This window comes from Streptomyces sp. NPDC093097 (assembly GCF_044754325.1).
In the GTDB taxonomy this organism is placed as follows: domain Bacteria; phylum Actinomycetota; class Actinomycetes; order Streptomycetales; family Streptomycetaceae; genus Streptomyces.
In genome coordinates this window covers 474,052-494,713 of sequence record NZ_JBIVOW010000004.1, presented here as the reverse complement: position 1 = coordinate 494,713, position 20,662 = coordinate 474,052, and the positions used below count along the sequence as shown (strand labels likewise).

18 protein-coding genes and 1 pseudogene are annotated in these 20,662 nt (G+C 71.2%); 8 read left to right on the top strand and 11 right to left on the bottom strand.

Features of this window, described 5'->3' with window-relative positions:
- Window positions 1-44 precede the first annotated feature (44 nt).
- Both ACIQE0_RS09970 and ACIQE0_RS09965 read left to right on the top strand, forming a co-directional pair.
- On the top strand, window positions 45-575 hold the full coding sequence (locus ACIQE0_RS09970) for an LURP-one-related/scramblase family protein (protein ID WP_402330293.1): 531 nt from the start codon (window positions 45-47) through the stop codon (window positions 573-575).
- Window positions 576-812: 237 nt separating this feature from the next.
- Entirely contained in the window at window positions 813-1,637 is an 825-nt protein-coding gene (locus ACIQE0_RS09965) for a maleylpyruvate isomerase family mycothiol-dependent enzyme (RefSeq protein ID WP_384101314.1), read from the top strand.
- 203 nt (window positions 1,638-1,840) lie between these two features.
- On the opposite strand, the gene ACIQE0_RS09960 is transcribed toward ACIQE0_RS09965, so the two are convergent.
- From ACIQE0_RS09960 to ACIQE0_RS09950, 3 genes are all read right to left on the bottom strand, one after another.
- Window positions 1,841-3,094 carry an MFS transporter gene (locus tag ACIQE0_RS09960; RefSeq protein ID WP_366333474.1) on the bottom strand — a complete coding sequence of 418 codons (1,254 nt, stop codon included), beginning with the start codon at window positions 3,092-3,094 and terminating at the stop codon, window positions 1,841-1,843.
- Between the two features lie 107 nt (window positions 3,095-3,201).
- Window positions 3,202-3,891 carry a GntR family transcriptional regulator gene (locus ACIQE0_RS09955; protein ID WP_402330291.1) on the bottom strand — a complete coding sequence of 230 codons (690 nt, stop codon included), beginning with the start codon at window positions 3,889-3,891 and terminating at the stop codon, window positions 3,202-3,204.
- Window positions 3,892-4,026: 135 nt separating this feature from the next.
- The gene (locus ACIQE0_RS09950; RefSeq protein ID WP_402330289.1) at window positions 4,027-4,881 is read right to left on the bottom strand and encodes a GNAT family N-acetyltransferase; all 855 of its coding nucleotides are present in this window, start codon (window positions 4,879-4,881) and stop codon (window positions 4,027-4,029) included.
- Between the two features lie 205 nt (window positions 4,882-5,086).
- Between ACIQE0_RS09950 and ACIQE0_RS09945 the strand changes: the two genes are divergently transcribed.
- A complete protein-coding gene (locus ACIQE0_RS09945; protein WP_366333346.1) occupies window positions 5,087-5,263 on the top strand; it encodes a hypothetical protein in 177 nt (58 codons plus the stop codon).
- Window positions 5,264-5,367: 104 nt separating this feature from the next.
- Here ACIQE0_RS09945 and ACIQE0_RS09940 read toward each other — a convergent pair whose 3' ends face one another.
- From ACIQE0_RS09940 to pdhA, 3 genes are read right to left on the bottom strand one after another with little or no spacing between them, the layout of a single operon-like run.
- The gene (locus ACIQE0_RS09940; protein ID WP_402330286.1) at window positions 5,368-6,873 is read right to left on the bottom strand and encodes a dihydrolipoamide acetyltransferase family protein; all 1,506 of its coding nucleotides are present in this window, start codon (window positions 6,871-6,873) and stop codon (window positions 5,368-5,370) included.
- A 22-nt stretch (window positions 6,874-6,895) separates the two neighbouring features.
- On the bottom strand, window positions 6,896-7,879 hold the full coding sequence (locus tag ACIQE0_RS09935) for an alpha-ketoacid dehydrogenase subunit beta (RefSeq protein ID WP_366333350.1): 984 nt from the start codon (window positions 7,877-7,879) through the stop codon (window positions 6,896-6,898).
- Window positions 7,880-7,881: 2 nt separating this feature from the next.
- Window positions 7,882-9,099 (bottom strand): pyruvate dehydrogenase (acetyl-transferring) E1 component subunit alpha, encoded by a 1,218-nt coding sequence (pdhA, locus tag ACIQE0_RS09930; protein WP_366333352.1) that lies wholly within the window; start codon window positions 9,097-9,099, stop codon window positions 7,882-7,884.
- 325 nt (window positions 9,100-9,424) lie between these two features.
- Here pdhA and ACIQE0_RS09925 point away from each other — a divergent pair, with 325 nt between their 5' ends.
- From ACIQE0_RS09925 to ACIQE0_RS09915, 3 genes are all read left to right on the top strand, one after another.
- Complete coding sequence (locus ACIQE0_RS09925; RefSeq protein ID WP_366333354.1) at window positions 9,425-10,084, top strand: response regulator transcription factor; 660 nt, start codon at window positions 9,425-9,427, stop codon at window positions 10,082-10,084.
- 130 nt (window positions 10,085-10,214) lie between these two features.
- Entirely contained in the window at window positions 10,215-10,631 is a 417-nt protein-coding gene (locus tag ACIQE0_RS09920) for a pyridoxamine 5'-phosphate oxidase family protein (protein WP_366333356.1), read from the top strand.
- Between the two features lie 52 nt (window positions 10,632-10,683).
- The gene (locus ACIQE0_RS09915; RefSeq protein ID WP_402330282.1) at window positions 10,684-11,727 is read left to right on the top strand and encodes a phosphotransferase; all 1,044 of its coding nucleotides are present in this window, start codon (window positions 10,684-10,686) and stop codon (window positions 11,725-11,727) included.
- Between the two features lie 26 nt (window positions 11,728-11,753).
- Here the strand turns inward: ACIQE0_RS09915 and ACIQE0_RS09910 are convergent, their stop codons facing one another.
- Window positions 11,754-13,421, bottom strand: a complete 1,668-nt coding sequence (locus ACIQE0_RS09910) for a protein kinase (RefSeq protein WP_402330281.1) — start codon at window positions 13,419-13,421, stop codon at window positions 11,754-11,756.
- Window positions 13,422-13,735: 314 nt separating this feature from the next.
- On the opposite strand from ACIQE0_RS09910, the gene ACIQE0_RS09905 reads away from it, so the two are divergent.
- Window positions 13,736-15,424: a protein kinase gene (locus tag ACIQE0_RS09905; RefSeq protein ID WP_402330279.1), complete on the top strand. Its 1,689-nt coding sequence runs from the start codon at window positions 13,736-13,738 to the stop codon at window positions 15,422-15,424.
- Between the two features lie 85 nt (window positions 15,425-15,509).
- Here the strand turns inward: ACIQE0_RS09905 and ACIQE0_RS09900 are convergent, their stop codons facing one another.
- The 4 genes and pseudogenes from ACIQE0_RS09900 to ACIQE0_RS09885 form a co-directional block, all read right to left on the bottom strand.
- Window positions 15,510-16,070, bottom strand: a complete 561-nt coding sequence (locus tag ACIQE0_RS09900; RefSeq protein ID WP_402330277.1) for a bacterial proteasome activator family protein — start codon at window positions 16,068-16,070, stop codon at window positions 15,510-15,512.
- A gap of 336 nt (window positions 16,071-16,406) precedes the next feature.
- A complete protein-coding gene (locus tag ACIQE0_RS09895; protein ID WP_366333366.1) occupies window positions 16,407-17,222 on the bottom strand; it encodes a hypothetical protein in 816 nt (271 codons plus the stop codon).
- Between the two features lie 176 nt (window positions 17,223-17,398).
- Window positions 17,399-18,376: an NAD(P)H-quinone oxidoreductase gene (locus tag ACIQE0_RS09890; RefSeq protein WP_366333368.1), complete on the bottom strand. Its 978-nt coding sequence runs from the start codon at window positions 18,374-18,376 to the stop codon at window positions 17,399-17,401.
- 108 nt (window positions 18,377-18,484) lie between these two features.
- Window positions 18,485-19,222 (bottom strand): annotated as a pseudogene (locus ACIQE0_RS09885) (potassium channel family protein); the annotation flags it as partial.
- Between the two features lie 318 nt (window positions 19,223-19,540).
- Here ACIQE0_RS09885 and ACIQE0_RS09880 point away from each other — a divergent pair.
- Window positions 19,541-20,659, top strand: coding sequence for a potassium channel family protein (locus ACIQE0_RS09880; RefSeq protein ID WP_366333370.1), 1,119 nt, complete (start codon window positions 19,541-19,543; stop codon window positions 20,657-20,659).
- Window positions 20,660-20,662: the final 3 nt, after the last annotated feature.

Below are 20,662 nucleotides of genomic sequence, written 5' to 3'. Positions count from 1 at the left end.
GGCGCACCCGCATTCCGCAGGGGGCACGGGGAACACGTCACCCCATGCTGTCATCCCACGGGGGACACTCCCCTCGCTCCCTCAAGTACTTCGTGCACGACCGGATCTTCGGCATCGGCGACGACTACTGGGTCGACGACGAGCACGGTCGGCACGCCTTCCTCGTGGACGGGAAGGCGATGCGGTTGCGGGAGACCTTCGAGCTCAAGGACACCGAGCGGCGGGTGCTGATCACCATCCGCAAGAAGATGTTCAGCCTGCGCGATGCGATGACGATCGAGCGGGACGACCAGCCGCTGGCCACGGTCCGGCGCAAACGGCTGTCGCTGCTGCGCCACCACTACCGCGTCGAGCTGGTCGACGGCACCGAGCTGGACGTCAGCGGCAAGATCCTGGACCGGGAGTTCGCGGTCGAGTACGACGGTGAGCTGCTCGCCGAGATCTCCCGGCGCTGGCTGACCGTCCGCCACACCTATGCGGTCGACGTCGTGCGGGACGACGCGGATCCGGCGCTGCTGATCGCCGTCGCGGTGTCCGTGATCCGGATGGCCGAGCGGGAGCGTGAGGACGACTGAGGGGGCGTCGGTGGGCCGGTCAAGCCGCCTGCGCCAGGCAGGAATTATCCGGTTTCACCGCATCCGCACCAATCGGCATCGGCGAAACGTGCACGGTACCAGTGGCAGCGCTTTCCCACGGCCCCGCCGTCGAACATCCGCCTACGATGGTCACCCGAAAGCACTGCCGGGGTGCCCGTGCGCAGCGTAACTTAACTGCCAGACAGCAGCCCGCGTACGAACCGTCCGAGGGGTCCCGTGACCGTCCATCCCAGCCTTCAGTCCTCCATCGACGCCTGGACGCATTCCATAGAAGCGATAACCGAGCTGGTGACGCCGCTCGTCGAGGGTGAGTGGAACAGGGCGACGGACCTCCCAGGCTGGTCCGTGCGCGACATCGTCTCCCACGTCATCGGCCTGGAATGCGAGATGCTGGGCGACCCTCGGCCGATCCACACGCTGCCCCGCGACCTCTACCACGTGCGCAGCGAGTCGGCCCGCCGGATGGAGGTGCAGGTCGACGTCCGCCGGCACCACACCGCCCCGGAGATGCTCAGCGAGCTGGAGTACACCGTCATCCGGCGCTCCCGGCAGCTGCGGAACGAGACCCGCGCCCCCGACACCGTGGTGCGCAGCGCGCTCGGCGAGGAGCGGACGCTGGAATTCGTCCTGGAACAGCGGGCGTTCGACGTCTGGGCGCACGAGCAGGACCTGCGGCGGGCGCTCGGCGAGCCCGGCAACCTCGACTCGCCCGGTGCGCTGGTCACCCGCGACCTGCTGGTGCGGGTGCTGCCCGGCATCGTCACCAACCGCGCCAAGGCGCCGGCCCGTTCGACGGTGGTCTTCGACATCGGCGGTGCGGTGGAGTTCATGCGCACGGTCCGGGTGGACGCCGAGGGGAAGGCCACCGTGGACGGCAGCGTGTCGCTGGGCCCGACGGTGACGCTGGCGATGGACTGGGACGCCTTCCACCGGCTGGCCTGCGGCCGGGTCCGGCCGTCCGCCCTCGACGAGCAGATCAAGATCGACGGTGACCAGGAGCTGGCCCAGGCCATCCTCGACAACTTCGCGGTGACGCCGTAACAGGCTCCACGGCAGAGCTGCCGTTTCATGTGGGACGGGCTCGTCGGTTTCACGTGAAACACCCCCGTTGTTTCACGTGAAACCGCGACCTCTCAGCCCGCCTTCGTCAACTGCATGTCAGATGTGGAGAGTTGAGCGTCCTTCGCGACCGAGCCCGCGGCCGGCTCGGAGGATGCGGCGGACGACGCCGGCGGCGGTCCGCCTCAGGCCGGCACGTGCACGGCCTCGACCCTGCTGACGACCAGCCGCTCCTGCTCGCGCTGCGCGGCCCGCCGACGCAACCGCAGGATCTGCGAGACCCCGAGCGCCTGGAGCACGAAGACCGAGGCGAAGGCGATCCGGTAGTTGTCGCCGGTGGAGTCGAGCAGGACGCCGACGGCGAGCAGCGTGGTGATCGAGGCGGTGAAGCCTCCCATGTTGACGATGCCGGACCCGGTGCCCTGGCGCTCCGGCGGATTGGCCGGCCGGGCGAAGTCGAAGCCGATCATCGACGCCGGGCCGCAGGCGCCCAGCACCACGCAGAGCACGATCAACAGCGCCATGGGCGCATGCGGGGCGGGCCAGCACAGGGTGACCGCCCACAGCAGGGCGGTGGCCGCGACGGTGCCCAGTGCCAGCGGCAGACGGGCCGCGTGGTGGCGGGCGATGATCTGCCCGTAGACCAGGCCCACGGCCATGTTGGAGAGCACAACGAGGGTCAGCAGTTCACCGGCGGTGCCGCGGGAGAGGCCCTGCGCCTCGACCAGGAACGGCAGGCCCCACAGCAGCAGGAAGACCATCGCCGGGAACTGGGTGGTGAAGTGCACCCACATGCCCAGCCGGGTGCCGGGCTCGCGCCAGGCGTCCAGGATCTGACGGCGCACGAACGCGCCGCCGCTGTGCTCACGGGGTGCGGGCGGCGGGGCGAAGCCCTCGGGGTGGTCCTTGAGGAAGAGCAGCAGCAGGACCAGCACGACGACACCGCCCAGGGCGCTGCCGGCGAACGTCGTGGTCCAGCCGAGGGTGTGCAGCAGCCGGGCCAGGACGAGCGTGGAGATCAGGTTGCCGGCCATGCCGACCAGGGCGGCGATCTGCGCGACCATCGGGCCGCGTCGGGCCGGGAACCACCGGGAGCCCAGCCGCAGCACGCTGATGAAGGTCATGGCGTCACCGCAGCCGAGCAGTGCCCGCGAGCCGAGCGCCATGGCGTACGAATCCGAGAGCGCGAAGCCGAACTGGCCCACGGTGTAGAGGACCGCACCGAGGGCGAGGACCTTCTTCGCGCCCAACCGGTCGACCAGGAGGCCGACGGGTATCTGCATGCCTGCGTAGACCAGCAGTTGCAGGATCGAGAAGGTGGACAGCGCGGAGGCGTTGATGTGGAAGCGGTGCGCGGCATCCAGACCGGCCACGCCGAGGCTGGTGCGGTAGGTGATCGCGACGAAGTAGACGGCGACGCCGATGCCCCAGATGGCCACGGCCTTCCGGCCGCCGGGCGGGTCCGAGGGCAGTCGCCCGGCGCCGCCGCCACCTATGCCGCTGCCGGTGGGACTGTCGCTTCCGGCGGCGCCGTCGGTGCGGCTGCTCATCGCTCGTCCCCCTGCGCGAGATGGCGGACCCAGCTGACGTGCCGCTGTACGGCCTCGGTGGCGGCGTCGGCGTCGCCGGCCCGCAGCGCCTGGAGGATCTCGGTGTGCTCGGCGATGTTCTTGGCGATCCGGTCGGGGTGGGAGTGCATCACCGCGACGCCCATCCGCAGCTGCCGGTCGCGCAGTTGCTCGTAGAGCCGGTCCAGTATCTGGTTGCCGGCGCTGCGCACGATGGCCGCGTGGAAGGCGCGGTCGGCGACCGAGACGGCGGCCAGATCGCCCGCGGCGGCCTGCTCCCGCATGGTCTCCAGAGCCTGGGTCAGTTCGTTGATCAGCCCCTCACCGGCGGGTACGGCCTTGGCCGCCGCGTGCTTCTCCACCAGCAGCCGGGTCTCGACGACATCGGCGATCTCCTGTGCGGAGACCGGCAGCACCAGCGCGCCCTTCTTCGGGTAGAGCTTGATCAGCCCTTCGACCTCCAGGCGCAGCAGCGCCTCGCGCACCGGGGTCCGGGAGACCCCCACGGCGTCGGCGAGCTCCCCTTCGGTGAGCAGCATGCCGCCCTCGTAGCGGCGCTCCAGGAGGGCGTCCTTGAGGTGGTTGTAGACCCGCTCGGCGGCGGGCGGCGGTTTGGCGGGACCGGTGCGGGGCGCCCTCGGAGGGGCGGCAGGCGAGGGCGATGGCATGCACACAGGATAGATACAACAGGTGTGCAACGGGTACGCCGTTCCGCGATGCGGACGATCAGCGGGACGTTTGTCCTGGTAGGAGCGTTATGAGGGGAGGCCGCCGCCCTCTCGGAGGCGACGGCCCGGCATCGCTCAGCCCCGCATCCGCCCCCGCGCCACCAGCCGGTCCACCACCTGGCGATGGGCGGGCGCACAGCGCTCCAGGGACTGCGCGCGGTCGAACCACGCGTACTCGGCGATCTCCCGGCCCGGGGCGGGCTCGATGTCCTGCGGACCGCCGACGAAACAGGTCATGTGCAGCCGCCTGCCGTTCCTGCCGTGGGCCACGTCATGGATGACGAACTCCTCCGACAGCTCCTCGGCGGGGATGCGCAGACCGAGCTCCTCGGAGAGTTCCCGCGAGAGCGCCTCACGTGCGGTCTCCCCCGGCTCGTACTTGCCGCCGGGGAGATAGAAGGTGTCGTTCCCCCGCGTCCGCACGCTCAGCAGCCGCCCGTCGCGCACATGCAGCCAGGACACCGAGCGCAGCGGCGCCTCCCGCTCCACGGCGAGCACCGGGTGGCCGGTCTGCTCGTCGATCCGCCGCTCGCGCTCCGTGAAACCCAGGTGCGCGTAGAACCGCCGGGCACCGGCGTTCTCCTCGAAGACCTCCAGGGCCAGTGCGCCGTACCGCGCGGCCGCGTGCTCCACCAGATCCCGGCCGACGCCTGCCCCCTGTGCCTCCGGCGCCACGAAGAGCCCGCCGATCTCGGCACCGGCACCGTCCTCGGCGCCCAGGAGGCCGAGCAGTCCGACGACGGCCCCGTCGCGCTGGGCGACCCAGTTCTCGGCTTGGACGAGGTACACCTCGCGCAGGGCCCGGGCCCGCTCTCCCTCGCCTTCCCCCTCGACGAACGGATGCGCCTGCTGCGACGCCTGGGACCACAGGTCGCACACCGCGTCCTGATCCTCGTCCCGATAGCGCCGGATGATCGTGTGACTGCTCATTTCGCCGACGGTAAACAGCCGGGCCGACACCGGCAAACCCATTCCGGGCCGGGGCCAGCACCCTGTCGAAGGGGGACTTCCGGGGGACCCCGGTCCGTCTCAAGGCGTACGCGGATCCGTACCTGACGCGTACGGAACGGGCCGGAATCCATGGGTGAATGGAGGCAGGGAGCCGATACGGCCCGTCGGACAAGGGGAGTTGACCATGCAGACCAGGACGCACACCGGCCGCCGCACCCGCAACGCCGCCGTGCTGGCGCTGATCGTCGCCGCCGTGTGGGCGGGCACCGCACTGACCCGCGGCGCGGCACCGGTCGATCCGTCCGCCCCGACCGGCCCGCTGGCGCACCTCAGCCGCGCGGTCGAGCTTCTCCGGGGCTGAACAGCGACGGGGCGGTGCTTCACGTGAAACGCACCGACCGTTTCACGTGAAACACCGCCCCTCATGCCGCTACGGGCCCTGCCCGACCGGTCGATCCTGCCGGATCAGCCCCAGGTGAGCAGCCGCTTGGGCCGCTCCAGGACCGCCGCGATGTCCGCGAGCAGCTTGGAGCCCAACTCGCCGTCGATCAGCCGGTGGTCGAAGGAGAGCGCGAGCGTGGTGACCTGCCGCGGCTTGACCTTGCCCTTGTGGACCCACGGCTGGAGCTTGACCGCGCCGAAGGCGAGGATCGCCGACTCCCCCGGGTTGAGGATCGGCGTACCGGTGTCGACGCCGAAGACGCCGACGTTGGTGATGGTGACCGTGCCGCCGGACATCGCCGCCGGGGAGGTCTTGCCCTCGCGCGCGGTGGCCACCAACTCGCCCAGTTCCGTGGCGAGCTGAGGAAGCGTCTTCGCCCCCGCGTCCTTGATGTTCGGGACGATCAGACCGCGCGGGGTGGCCGCCGCGATCCCGAGGTTGATGTAGTCCTTGTGGACGATCTCCTGGTTCGCCTCGTCCCAGGCGGCGTTGACCTCCGGGTGGCGCTTGATGGCGACCAGGAACGCCTTGGCGACCAGCAGCAGCGGGTTGACCCGCAGCCCGGCCATGTCCGGGTCCTGCTTGAGCTCCTGGACGAGCTTCATCGTGCGGGTCACGTCGACGGTGACGAACTCCGTGACGTGCGGCGCGGTGAAGGCGCTGGCGACCATCGCCTGTGCGGTGGCCTTGCGCACACCCTTGACGGGCACCCGGCGCTCGCGGGCGGCGTCGAAGGCGGCGACGGGCGCGACGGGGGCCGCTGCTGCCGGGACGCCCACCTCGGGTGCGGCCGGCACGACGGCCGGGGCGGCCTCGGCCGGAGCCGCCGCCGCGTAGACGTCATCACGGGTGATGACGCCGCCCGGCCCGGTGGGGACGACCGTCCCCAGGTCGATGCCCAGGTCCTTGGCGAGCTTGCGGACCGGGGGCTTGGCGAGTGGCCGTCCGGCGGCCGGAGCCGGGGCGGTGGGCACCGCGGGCGCCACCGGAGCGGGCGCGGCCCGCCCGTTCAGCTCGGCCTGGAGCCCGGCGGTCACCGGCTCCGACGGAACCCCGACGGCGGTGTGCGGAGCGCGCGTTGCGGTCCGCTGGCCGGCGCCCGGCTGCGGCTTGCGCGCCCGGCGCTTGGTCGAGGACGGCGCGGCACCGTAGCCGACCAGCACCGCCTGCCGGCCCTGCGGCTCGGCGTCCTCCTCGGCGGCCCCGGCGGGCGCCGCGGCCTCGGCGGGTCCCGGCTCGACCGGGCCGGCGCCCGGGTCGGTGTCCACCGAGATGATCACGGTGCCGACATCGACGGTGGTGCCCTCGCCGAAGTTCAGCGTGTGCACCACCCCGTCGTAGGGGATGGGCAGTTCGACGGCGGCCTTGGCGGTCTCCACCTCGCACACGACCTGGCCGTCGGTGACGGTGTCACCGGGCTGGACGTACCACTTGAGGATCTCGGCCTCGGTGAGGCCCTCACCCACGTCGGGCATCTTGAACTCGCGGATGCGCTGCGCGTTCGCGGCGCCGGCGGTTCCTGCAGTCATGGTCAACGACTCTCCTCAGCCCTCAGTACGCCAACGCGCGGTCAACGGCGTCGAGCACCCGGTCAAGACCCGGAAGGTACTCGTCCTCCACCCTGGACGGCGGATACGGGGCATGGAAGCCGCCGACCCGCAGCACCGGAGCCTCCAGGTGGTAGAAGCAGCGCTCGGTGATCCGGGCGGCGACCTCCGCGCCCGCGCCGAGGAAGACCGGCGCCTCGTGGGCGACGACCAGCCGGCCGGTCTTCTCGACCGAGGACTGCACCGTGTCGAAGTCGATCGGGGAGATCGAGCGCAGGTCGACGACCTCGACCGACTTGCCCTCCTCGGCCGCGACCTTGGCGACGTCCTCGCAGACCTTCACCATCGGGCCGTAGGCGGCCAGCGTGAGGTCGGAGCCGGGCCGGGTGACCCGGGCCTTGTGCAGCGGGTCCGGGATCGACTCGGTGTCCAGGCGCGACTTGTCGTGGTAGCGGCGCTTGGGCTCGAAGTAGACGACCGGGTCGTCGCCGGCGATGGCCTGCTGGAGCATCCAGTAGGCGTCGGAGGCGTTCGAGGGCGAGACGACCTTGAGGCCCGCGACGTGCGCGAACAGCGCCTCGGGGGACTCCGAGTGGTGCTCGACCGCACCGATGCCGCCGCCGTAGGGAATGCGGATGACGACCGGCACCTTGACCTTGCCCAGCGCCCGCGCGTGCATCTTTGCGAGCTGGGTGACGATCTGGTCGTAGGCGGGGAAGACGAAGCCGTCGAACTGGATCTCGACGACCGGGCGGTAGCCGCGCAGGGCCAGGCCGATCGCGGCGCCGACGATGCCGGACTCGGCGAGCGGGGTGTCGATCACCCGCTCCTCGCCGAAGTCCTTCTGGAGGCCGTCGGTGACCCGGAAGACGCCGCCGAGCTTGCCGACGTCCTCTCCCATGACGAGGACCTTGGGGTCGGCCTCCATGGAGGCGCGCAGCGACGCGTTGATCGCCTTGGCGATGGTGATCTTCTCGTAGACGGCCATGGTCAGTTGCCCTCCGCGGCGGCATCGGCATCGGCGAACGACGCCTGGTAAGCGGCGAACTGCGCGCGCTCCTCATCGACGAGCGCGTGCCCGTCGGCGTAGACGTTCTCGAAGATCGCCATATGGTCCGGGTCGGGCATCGCCCGTACGACGTCGCGGACCCGCTTGCCCAGGGCCTCGCGCTCCTCGTCGATCGCGGCGAGGTAGCCCTCGTCGACCAGGCCCTCGGCCTCCAGGTACTTCCGCAGCCGGAGGATCGGGTCCTTGGCCTCCCAGGCCAGCGTCTCCTCGTCGGGGCGGTACCGCGTCGGGTCGTCGGAGGTGGTGTGGGCGCCCATGCGGTAGGTGAACGCCTCGATGAGCATGGGGCCTTGGCCGGTGCGCGCCCGCTCCAGCGCCGCCTTGGTCACCGCGAGGCAGGCCAGGACGTCGTTGCCGTCGACCCGCACGCCGGGGAAGCCGAAGCCCCGGGCGCGCTGGTAGAGGGGGACCCGGGTCTGCTTCTCGGTGGGCTCGGAGATCGCCCACTGGTTGTTCTGGCAGAAGAAGACGACCGGGGCGTTGTAGACCGCGGAGAAGGTGAAGGCCTCGGCCACGTCGCCCTGGCTGGAGGCACCGTCGCCGAAGTAGGCGATGACCGCGGAATCCGCGCCGTCCTTCTGCACGCCCATCGCGTAACCGGTCGCGTGCAGCGTCTGCGACCCGATGACGATGGTGTAGAGGTGGAAGTTGTTGCTGTTGGGATCCCAACCGCCGTTGTTGACGCCGCGGAACATCCCCAGCAGGTTCGTCGGGTCGACGCCGCGGCACCAGGCCACACCGTGCTCCCGGTAGGTGGGGAAGACGTAGTCGTCATCGCGCAGCGCGCGGCCGGAGCCGATCTGGGCGGCCTCCTGGCCCAGCAACGAGGCCCACAGGCCCAGTTCGCCCTGGCGCTGGAGGGTGGTCGCCTCGGCGTCGAACTGCCGGGTCAGCACCATGTCCCGGTAGAGCCCGCGCAGCTCCTCGGGGCTGAGGTCGATCGCGTAGTCCGGGTGCTCGACCCGCGTCCCCTCCGGGGTCAGCAGTTGTACGAGCTCGTCCTGCTCCGCCTGTTCCGGCCGGGCGCTGTTCCTGGCCCTGGACGGCGACGCCTTTTTCGTCGACGTCGCTTTCTTGGCGGTGGTGCGCTTGCTGCCGCCGCGGGCGGTTTTCCGCTCGGCAGTGCCTTCCACGGTCACGTGCTGCTCCTCCGTCTGTCCGGCCCCCGGGGTCCGCCGGTGGCCGTTTGCGGCTCACCCGGTATCCGATACGGCGCACGGGGTGTGTGCGAACGCGGCCGGAACCGGGTGGAACAAAGCGCCCCGGAGTGGCCTGCTCATTGCACGTTACCCATTGTCAAAGCCGAAGTGGAAATGGCGCTGACCTGCGATTTTGCTTGGATTTCCAAGTAAATCGCGAAGGCTGGGATCAACTCCTGGTCACAGCGTTGCAGGCCGCCGGGACAACGGCACGTTATATCGGTGACCTGGAGCACGGGAAGAGTTGATGTGTGAGACTGGGGTGGTGCACGAAGACGGAAAAATCACGGTTTTCCTGCTCGATGATCACGAAGTGGTCCGGCGGGGCGTCCACGAAATGCTGTCGGTCGAGGACGACATCGAGGTGGTCGGCGAGGCCGGTACCGCGGCTGATGCGCTGGTCAGGATCCCGGCGACGCGTCCGGACGTGGCCGTGCTGGACGTCCGGCTCCCGGACGGCAGCGGCGTCGAGGTCTGCCGCGAGATCCGCGCGCAGAACGAGGACATCAAGTGCCTGATGCTCACCTCGTTCGCCGATGACGAGGCCCTCTTCGACGCGATCATGGCCGGTGCGTCCGGTTATGTCCTCAAGGCCATCCGCGGCAGCGAACTCCTCTCCGCCGTCCGCGAGGTGGCGGCCGGAAAGTCGCTGCTCGACCCGGTGGCCACCGCCCGCGTCCTGGAACGGCTCCGCGACGGCAACGCCGCCAAGAGCGACGACCGGCTGGCGAACCTCACCGAACAGGAACGCAAGATCCTCGATCTGATCGGCGAGGGACTGACCAATCGCGTAATCGGCGAACGACTTCACCTCGCCGAGAAAACGATCAAGAATTACGTTTCCAGCCTGCTTTCCAAACTCGGCATGGAACGCCGTTCCCAGGCCGCCGCCTATGTCGCCCGACGGCAGGCCGAAAGGCGCTGAGCTGCGCACATATCCCGAGGCGCCACCGCGAAAGGGGCGGTGCGGCGGCCCGGCGACCGGGACCAACGTCCCACCGATCGGGGGCGGCCGTCCCTATCCGACACCCCGCCGGCCGGGCAGAGTTGAGGGCATGTCCACCGACGTCCGCCGCGCCATCGAGCTGCTGAGCACGCTCCCCTACGGACGGGTCTCGGCCAGCCGGCGGGCGCTGCCCTTCACCACCGTCACCCGGCACCTGGTCGTCGACGGCCGGCTGCTGCTGAGGCTGCACCGCGGTTACGACTACCACCGGGCGCTGGACGGCAGCGTCGTCGCGTACGAGGCCGACAACGTCGGCGGCGACGCCCGCGACGCCTGGTCCGTGCAGTGCACCGGCACCGCCCGGGTCGTCGAACCCACCGCGGCCGAGCGGGACTTGTTCGGCCGCACCCCGCGACTGGCCGACGGCGTCCCCTACGACCCGGTCTTCCTGCGGATCGCTCCGGAATTCGCGACGCTGCACCACCTCACGGATGTCCCGGTCTTCGGATGCGCACACCCTCTGTAAGGCTTTCCGGGACGCCCACTCCACTGGGCGACGTTGATCTAACATCTGGCGCGTGCTGCGCTCATCTGTAGCGCGGTCGGCGGCGACGCCCGACCGCGCCACCCTCGGATCCCTGCTGCGCCACTACGACCGTGCCGGGACGCCGTTGTCCTGCGAGCCTGTCGCCGAGGGACTGCTCAACCACGGCTACTTCCTGGCCACCACCGGCGGCCGCTACTTCCTCAAACACCACCTCGACGGCGACCGCACCGCCCTCGCCCGGCAGCACCGCGCCGTCCGCCGGCTGACCGGACTCGGCCTGCCGGTCGTCCCGCCCGTCACGGGCACCGACGGCCGGACCTTCACCGTCCTGGACGGCCGCTGCTACGCCCTGCACCCGTGGATCGAGGGCCGGCACCCGAGCGGCGCCGCGCTGACCGCCGGGCAGTCACGCCGGCTCGGAGCCCTGCTCGGGCTCGTCCACACCACGCTGGAGCAGGTCATGGCCGACGAGGCGGCGCCGCCGCGGCTGCCCGGCACGGACACCGCGGCCGATCCCGAGCGGACCTTCGAGACGATCGACGAACTGCTGGCGCTGGCGCGCGGCGCCCGCCCGCGCACCAGCTTCGACGAGCTCGCCGAGCACCGCCTCCTGGAGCGCCGGGCCCTGCTGGCACGGCAGGCGCACCGCCGGCCGGCCCCCGGCGCGGAGCCCCCGGCGGGCTGGGTGCACGGCGACTTCCACCCGCTGAACGTGCTCTACCGCGGCACCGAACCGACCGCGATCGTCGACTGGGACCGGCTGGGCGTGCAGCCCCGCGCCGAGGAGGCGGTGCGGGCCGCCGCGATCTTCTTCGTCCGCCCCTGCGGAACGCTGGACCTGACGAAGGTCGCCGCGTACGCCGGCGCCTACCGGAGCGTGTGCGGGGCCGGCCCCGAGGAGTTGGCCGCGGCCGTCCACCGGGTCTGGTGGGAGCGGCTGAACGACTTCTGGATGCTCACCTGGCGCTACCAGCTCGGCGACCGGCGCACCGATCCGCAGTTCCCCGCTGCGGCGGCGCTGGCGGTGTGGTGGACCCGCGAATACCCCGCCGTGCGGCGGGCGTTCACGGGCTGACGCGCGGGGCGCCGGCCCGTTCGGCGTCAGCCGGCGGTCGTCCCGCCCAGGGGCGTGCCGCCGGTCCCGCCGTTGCTGCCGGGGGTGCCGCCGGTGCTCGAACCGCCGGTGTTGGAGCCGCCGGTGTTGGAGCCGCCGCCCGTGTTGGTCCCGCCGTCCGACGTCCCGCCGCCGGTCGTGCTCCCGCCGTCCGACGTCCCGCCGGTGGTGTCCCCGCCGGTGGCGCCGCCGTTGGTCGTCCCGCCGGTGGTGTCGCTCGGCGGCGGCGTGGTCGCCGGCTGGGTGCTGGGCCGCTCCGTGGTCGGATCGGAGGTGGGCCGGCGGCTCGGCCGGTGGGTGTAGGGGTTCCCGCCGCCGCTGGAGCTGTCCGGGTAGCTCTCGGGGGTGGTCTCGTCGTCCGTCGGCGGCTCGGTGGTCTCGTCCGACGGCGTCGGGGAGGGGGAATGGGTGGCCGGCGGCGTGGGCTTGTGGCCGGTGCCCTTGGTGTTCTGCACGGCGAAGGCCACGCCCACCGCGATGGCGATCAGCGCGAGCACCGCGATCAGCCAGACCTTGCCGCGACCGCCCTTGGCCTGGCGGTATCCGCCCTCGAAACCGCCGTCGTCGTCCCGCATCCCGGGGGTCAGGACCGGCTGTGCCGTGGTCTGCCCGGCGTCGGCGTGGGAGAGCACGCTGGTCTCGGCGGCACCGCCGTGGAGGGCCATGGTGTGGCCGCCCTCGGGCATCGCGACCGGGCCGGTGTTCCAGGTGCCGGTGTGGCCGCCCTGCTCGTGCAGCATCTGCAGCGAGTACTGGACCAGACCGCGCATCTCCTCGGCGGACTGGAAGCGGTCGTCGGGGTCCTTGGCCAGCGACCGCATGACCAGGCCGTCCAGCTCCGGCGGCACCGATTCGGCGACCTGGGAGGGCGGCACCGGCATGTCCTGGACGTGCTGGTAGACGACCGAGAGCGGGGTCTCACCGGTGAACGGCGGCCGCTGCGCGAGGAGTTCGTACAGCAGGCAGCCGGTGGCGTAGAGGTCGGAGCGGGTGTCGACGGTCTTGCCGAGCGCCTGCTCAGGGGAGAGGTATTGCGGGGTGCCCATGACCATGCCGGTCTGGGTCATGGTCGACTGCGCGCCGTGCAGCGCACGGGCGATGCCGAAGTCCATCACCTTCACGGCGCCGCCGTGGGTGATGATCACGTTCGCGGGCTTGATGTCACGGTGCACGATGCCGTGCTGGTGGCTGTAGGCCAGCGCCTCCAGCACCCCGGAGACGATGATCAGCGCCTGGTCCGGCGGCGGCGCCTCGGCGTTCAGCAGCAGATCGCGGATGGTGTGGCCCTCGACCAGCTCCATCACGATGTACGGCACGGTGTTGCCGCCGACGACGTCCTCACCGGAGTCGTACACGGCGACGACCGCATGGTGGTTCAGACCGGCCACGGACTGCGCCTCGCGCGTGAAGCGGGCCTTGGAGACCGGGTCCTCGGCGAGATCGGCGCGCAGCAGCTTCACGGCGACGGTGCGGCCCAGGCGCACGTCCTCGGCGGCGAACACCTCTGCCATGCCGCCCCGGCCCAGCCGGTGCGTCAGCCGGTAGCGGCCGTCGCCGACCAGTCCGCTGTTGCCCCACATCTCCGGTGCGTCGTGGGAGTTGGGGCCGCTGGCGTCAGGATCGGACGGCCCCTGGGGGCTCTGCGTCGGTGCCATCGGTCCTCGCCGTCGAATCGATCCGCATCACAGCGGTAAGGTCTCGGTCTTCGCTAGAGCACGCTACAGGTTCCGCGGTACCCACCGGCCCGTCGTGGACCGGCCATCAAACCTTCCGCAGGCCAAGTGTGGCAAGTTCACCAGAGATGCCAGGAAGCCCGAAATCCTTGACGCCCGTGACCGGATCTTGCACATCTGGTCACGGAACGGGCACACAGCTTGACGTGTTCGTGCCCTGAGGCAGACTTAGCTGCGGAAATCGAGATTTCGATCGCCGGACATAACGGGCAGTGCGCCTGGGGGGAAGCGGAACGATGAGCCAGGACGGCACTCAGGGCCAATTCGAGGGCCGTTCGGTCGGCGGTGGACGTTACCAGCTTCGTGATCTTCTCGGCGCCGGCGGCATGGCCTCCGTGCACCTCGCCTACGACAGCGTGCTGGACCGCGAGGTCGCAATCAAGACGCTGCACACCGAGCTCGGTCGCGAGCCGGCGTTCCGCGAGCGCTTCCGCCGCGAGGCGCAGTCAGTGGCGAAGCTCACGCACACCAACATCGTCTCCGTCTTCGACTCCGGTGAGGACGAGATCGACGGCGGCATGGTGCCGTACATCATCATGGAGTACGTCGCCGGGCAGCCGCTGCGTTCCGCGCTCGACGGCGACATCGCCCAGCACGGCGCAATGCCGACCGAAAAGGCGCTGAAAATCACCGCCGACGTGCTCGCCGCGCTGGAGGCGAGCCACGAGATGGGCCTGGTCCACCGGGACATCAAGCCGGGCAACGTCATGATGACCAAGCGCAACGTCGTCAAGGTCATGGACTTCGGTATCGCCCGCGCCATGCAGTCCGGCGTGACGTCGATGACGCAGACCGGCATGGTCGTCGGCACCCCGCAGTACCTCTCGCCCGAGCAGGCGCTGGGCCGCGGCGTGGACGCCCGCTCCGACCTGTACTCGGTCGGCATCATGCTCTTCGAGCTGCTGACCGGTCAGCTGCCGTTCGACGCGGACTCCCCACTGGCGATCGCCTACGCCCACGTCCAGGAAGAGCCGCCGGCCCCGTCGAGCATCAACCGCTCGCTGCCGCCGGCGGTGGACGCGCTGGTGGCCCGGGCGCTGAAGAAGAACCCCAACGAACGGTTCCCCACGGCCGAGGCGATGCGGGACGAGTGCCTGCGGATCACCGGGTCCGGGCAGTCCGGAGCAACGCCGCTGATCATCAGCGAGGGCCCGCGGGCCCGCACCAGCGGCTCCTCGGTCTCCTCCGCGGTGTTCCCCACCGCCTCCGGCACCCCCCAGCCCCCGGTGCCGCCGAACGTCCAGCAGCCGTACCAACCGACGCAGGCGGCCTACGGCCCGTCGACGCCGCCGCCGGTGAACAACGCCTACCCGACGCCCGCCCCGGGTCCGGTTCCGGCGCCCGGCCCGGCTCCGACGCCCACGCCGTTCGCAGGCGGCGGCTTCCAGGCCCCGCCGCCGTTCCCCGGGCCGCCCGCACCCCCGGTGACCGGCCCGATGCCGCCGGCGCGGCCCCGGAAGAACAACAGCCCGGTGATCATCGTGGCGGCGGTGGTGGGCGTGATCGTGGTGACCGCGATAGCCGTCGGCATCGGCTTGAGCGCCGGGGGCGACGACACCACCACCAGCAGCAGCACCGACGAACCGACGTCGACGTACTCCTACTCCTCGCCCACCGCTGGCGCCCGGGCCGTCCGGCCCGAGAACAAGTCGGCGACGATCGAGACGTCCCAGTGCACCAACGCGATGCCCAGCTACAGCGAGAAGAACAAGGTCCTCTTCCCACTGCTCAAGTTCAAGAACCTGGAGTCGGTCGAGCGGTGCCTCGACGCGGCCGGGTGGAAGTACAAGGTGGTCGGGGAGAAGAACGACGCGCTCTGGGGCAAGAACACCGTCACGGAGCAGACGCCGACCCCCGGCAGCTGGTGGGACCCCCGCAGCCAGGAGACCGTCGAGCTGACCGTCTCGACCGGTCGCAGCAGCTGACGGCAGCGAGCTCCTGACAGCGGTGGGGCCGGCACGCGAGAGGCGTGCCGGCCCCACCGGCCGTTGCGGGCGCTGGGCGCCGCGATCAGAGGTACGGGCCCGAGCGGGCGCCTCCGTGACCGGGCTGCTCCTGGCTCCCCTCCCCGGGGATACCGGGCGGCAGTGCCCGGCGCATCTGCTCCAGCTGGGCGCGGGCGGCCATCTGCTGGGCGAAGAGCGCGGTCTGGATGCCGTGGAAGAGCCCCTCCAGCCAGCCGACCAGCTGGGCCTGGGCGATCCGCAGCTCGGCATCGGTGGGCACCGACTCATCCGTGAAGGGCAGCGAGAGCCGCTCCAGCTCCTCCACCAGCTCGGGCGCCAGCCCGTCCTCCAGCTCCTTGACCGAGCTGGAGTGGATCTCCTTGAGGCGCACCCGGCTCGCCTCGTCGAGGGGGGCGGCCTTCACCTCTTCCAGCAACTGCTTGATCATGCTGCCGATGCGCATGACCTTCGCAGGCTGCTCGACCATGTCCGTCACCGGAATCTCACGGGGCTCCTCGCCCTCGTCCCCGCCACCGGAGCCGGCGCTGCCGAGCGCCATGCCGTCCGGGCCGACGACCAGGACGTGCTGGTTCTCCTGCGACCGTTCGTTCATCGGCATATCCATGCCGCCATTCTCTCGTACGACGGAGTGGAACCGTGGCGCCCTTGGCAGAAGGTGATCCGTCTTCTCGGAAGGACGGCTCGCCCGTCGGGCAGGGCAGCGGTTTCCGCTCGGCCTTTTCGCCGCGCGGTTTCCCGGGAGACCGCGGGCTTCCGGCGGAATCGGGGAAGTCCCGGCCGTTTCACGTGAAACACCGTTCGCCCTTCCCTTCCGCGCGATGCCGCACGGTCATGCCGTTTCACGTGAAACGGTCAGGCCCGCTGGTGTTTCCCGTGGAACCACGGAGCGCGGGCCGTTTCACGGGAAACCACGCTCCGTCGTTTCACGTGAAACAGCGCCTCAGCGACGCCTCAGCCGAAGTCCCAGGAAGGCGAGCCCCAGGCCCGTGAGCGCCATCCCCGCGCCCAGCGGCAGGACCCGTTCGACCCGGGTCGACGGAGCTTCGAGGGCGTAGGGACTGGTTGCCGGGGCCGGGCCGGCCACCGCGTCAGCATGGTCGGGGTCCTGCTCGGGGGTGGGGGAGGGCGCCGGCCGATGCGGAGCGGGTGCGGGCGCAGGCGCAGGCGCGGCGGCGAGGCCGCGGGGGCGCGCGGGAGACGGCCGGGCCGCCTCGGCAGCGGCCGGGCCGGAGTCCGACGCGGCCGGGGGCGCGGCGTCGTCCGGCGTCGGAGCGGGTCGGCCTGGCGGCAGCTGGACGGGGGCGGCGACGGGAGCGCTGGGGGGAGCGGACGGCATGGCCGGGTCCGCGTCCGCGGAGTCGTCCAGGGCACCGTCGCCGAAGTCCGGAGCGGGGTCGGGACGCCAGGGGAAGCGCGGGTCGAAGGGGCGATGCAGGTGGTGATGCGGTCCGTGAGCGAACGGGCCGCCGAGGTGGTGCGGAAAGCCCGGCAGGATCCCGGAGAAGCCGAGGAGGTCGTCCCGGAAGTCCAGGAAATCGTCGGCGCCGGGGAAGTCCGGCAACCGCGCGGGGGCGCCGGGATGGCCGGGGTACTGCTCTTCCAGGCGCTCGGCGGCCAGCGGGGGATCCGCCGCGTAGTCGTCCAGCGGATCATCGGGACGGGCGGCCGGCGTGGCACGGTGATCGGCGGCCAGCGCGGGACCGGCGATCAGGGAGACGGGCAGGGCGGTGGCGACCACCAGCAGACTTGCGGCCATGCGCGTACGGAATCGTGGAGCGACCACGGTGCCCCTCCCGTGCCGAGCCGTCGAGTGACGTGCCCAGCGTCACACAGCGGTTTGACCGCGGCATCTCGGGCAGGTCGGCCGGGTGACCTGCCGGCACGGGGAGGGGCGGGGGCGTTCAGGAGCCCCGGGGGCGAGGGGCGGCCGGCTCAGACCGTCAGGATGACCTTGCCGACGTGGCCGCTGGCGTCCAGGACGCGGTGCGCCTCGGCGGCCTCCGCCATCGGCAGCGTCCGGTCCACGATCGGACGGACCTGGCCGTTGCCGATCAGCGGCCAGACGTGCTCCCGGACGGCCGCGACGATGGCCGCCTTCTCGCTCACCGGGCGGGCCCGCAGACCGGTGCCGGTGATCGCGGCGCGCTTGGAGATCAGTGCGGCGAGGTTGAGCTCGGCCTTCACTCCGCCCTGGAGCCCGATGATCGCCAGACGGCCGGCGATGGCCAGCGCCTTGACGTTCCGCTGCAGGTACTTGGCGCCGATGATGTCGAGGATGACGTCCGCGCCCTTGCCGTCGGTGGCCTTGCGGATCTCCTGGACGAAGTCCTGCTCGCGGTAGTCGATGAGGATGTCGGCGCCCAACTCGGCGCAGCGGGCCAGCTTTTCGGGGCCGCCGGCGGTGACCGCGACCCGGGCACCGATCGCCTTGGCGAGCTGGATCGCCATGGTGCCGATGCCGCTGGCGCCGCCGTGCACCAGCAGCGTCTCGCCGGGCCGCAGGTGCGCGATCATGAAGACGTTCGACCAGACCGTGCAGGCCACTTCGGGAAGCGAGGCGGCCGTGATGAGGTCGACGCCGGGCGGCAGCGGCATCACCTGGCCGGCCGGGACGGCGACCTTCTCGGCGTACCCGCCGCCGGTGAGCAGTGCGCACACCTCGTCGCCGACCGCCCAGCCGTGCACGCCGGGCCCGACCGCCGCGATCCGCCCCGAGCACTCCAGGCCGGGGTACGGGGAGGCGCCGGACGGCGGGTCGTAGAGGCCCTGGCGCTGCAGCAGGTCCGCGCGGTTCACGGCGCTGGCCGCGACCTCGATCAGGACCTCGCCCTCGGCGGGCTGCGGATCGGGCACTTCGGCCCAGACGAGGGCTTCGGGGCCACCGGGCTCGGGGATGGTGATCGCTCGCATGGGCGCGAGGCTACTCGCCGACCGACCACGGGGCGAAAGGGCGGGGCGCGGGGCGACTCGGCAGGTCACGCCCCAGGCCCCGTTCCGCAGCCCGCTGCTGACCGTCCGTCATTCGTCCGCCGGACGCATCGGGGAGACCCCGGTGCCGGGCAACGTCGGCTTGACGGGCGGCTTTCCGGGGCGGCCGGGCTCCTCCGGCGGGGCGACCCGGACGATGGTGATCAGCCGGTCAGCGGTCTGCAACGGGCTCGCCTGCGGATCGTCGTACGCCAGGAGCCGGTGGCCGCGCAGCACCGAGACGACCAGGTCGTCGGTCTCCCGGACGGACTTGCCGACCTCGGACTTGACCACCGGCCGCTCCACCAGGTCCAGGCCGCTGCCCTGCTGGATCAGGTCCTCCATGACCACGCCGGCGGTGGGGCTGTGCACCGAGAGGCCCAGCAGCCGACCGGCCGCGCTGGCCGAGGTGATCACCGCGTCGGCGCCGGACTGGCGCAGCAGGGGCGCGTTCTCCTCCTCCCGCACCGCGGCGACGATGGTGGCGCGCTTGTTGAGCTGGCGCGCGGTCAACGAGACCAGCACGGCGGTGTCGTCGCGCTGGGTGGCGATGACCACCTGGTGCGCCCGCTGGACCTCGGCCCGCAGCAGGACGTCGCTGCGCGTCGCGTCGCCGGTCACCCCCGCGAACCCCTCGGCCACCGCGGACTCGATCACCTTGGTGCTGGGATCGACGATGACGATGCGGTCCCGGGACAGACCCGTGGCACACAGGGTCTGCACGGCGGACCGGCCCTTGGTCCCGTAGCCGACGATGACGGTGTGGTCGCGCAAGGCGTTTCTCCAGCGTGGTGACGAAAGCAACTGAGCCCATGGACAACGGACTTGTGCAGCGGGCCCGTCGGGGCGATCCCACGGGACAGGACCGGCCGGCCCGGTCCGTCTGCCGTGCGAGGCCGACGACGGTCCCGCTGCCTCTGGACACGACGCTACCGAGAACACCGCGGGCAAGCCCGCCCTCCGGTCCATGACCGGGTGCGGTGACGTCGGCCGAGGCCGCCTCGGGACACTCCGAACGGGACGCAAGGCCGGCCCGATCCCCGAGGATGGTCCTATGTCCTACGCGCGCAACGCCGCAGAGTCAGCCGGTCAAGGAGAGCCGATCCCATGAGGGAAGAACAGCGACCGCCCCGTGGTGCCGCAAGGGTCTCCACCCTCCGTTCGCTCTGGTCGCGTGCGCGCAGCCAGGCCGAGGAGGACACCGAGACCGGCCGGGCCATCGTCATGCCCCTGCAAGGGGTACGGCCACCGCTCCAGCAGGTCATGCGGCGCCTGGTCATGGCGCTCCTGGTCCTGGTGATCACGACGTTCGTCGTGTGGGCGGACGGCGACGGGTACCACGACAACGCCGGCGGGTCCGTCGGTCTCCTCGATTCGGCGTACTACGCCACCGTGACCCTCTCCACCACGGGATACGGCGACATCACGCCGGTCAGCGACAGCGCGCGGCTGACCAACATCCTGGTCATCACGCCACTGCGCGTGCTGTTCCTGATCATCCTGGTCGGCACCACGCTGGAGGTGCTGACCGAACGCACCCGGCATCAGGTCCAGGTCCATCGCTGGAGGTCCCGGCTTCGGAATCACATCGTCGTCATCGGGTACGGCACCAAGGGCCGTCGCACCGCCCAGACCCTGGTGGGCCAAGGTGTGCCCAAGGAGAAGATCGTGGTGGTCGACCCGAAGAAGCAGATGGTGGACATGGCGAGCAGCGACGGGTTCGTGGGCGTACTCGGCGACGCGACCCGTTCCGACACCCTGCGCCAGGCCGAACTGCACCGGGCCACAAAGGTGGTCATCTCCACCCAGCGGGACGAGACCGCCGCCCTGGTGACGCTCACGGCCCGCCAGCTCAACAAGCAGGCCGCGATCGTGGTGGCGGTCCGGGAGGACGAGAACACCCCTCTGCTGAGGCAGAGCGGCGCCGACTCCGTCATCACCAGTTCCAGTTCCGCGGGCCGGCTGCTCGGCATGTCGGTGGCCAGCCCGAGCGCGAGCACCGTCCTGGAGGGCCTGATGACCTACGGCAGCGGGCTGGACATCGCCGAACGCGCGGTGACGGCGTCCGAGGCGGGGCGGTCCCCACGCGAGTGCAGCGACCTGGTCGTGGCCGTCCTCCGCGGGGGCCGGGTGCTGGACTACACCGAGCCGGAAGTCGCGGAACTCCGGCCCACGGACCGGCTCATCACCATTCAGCGGGCAGTGGCCAACGACCACGACGTCTGAACC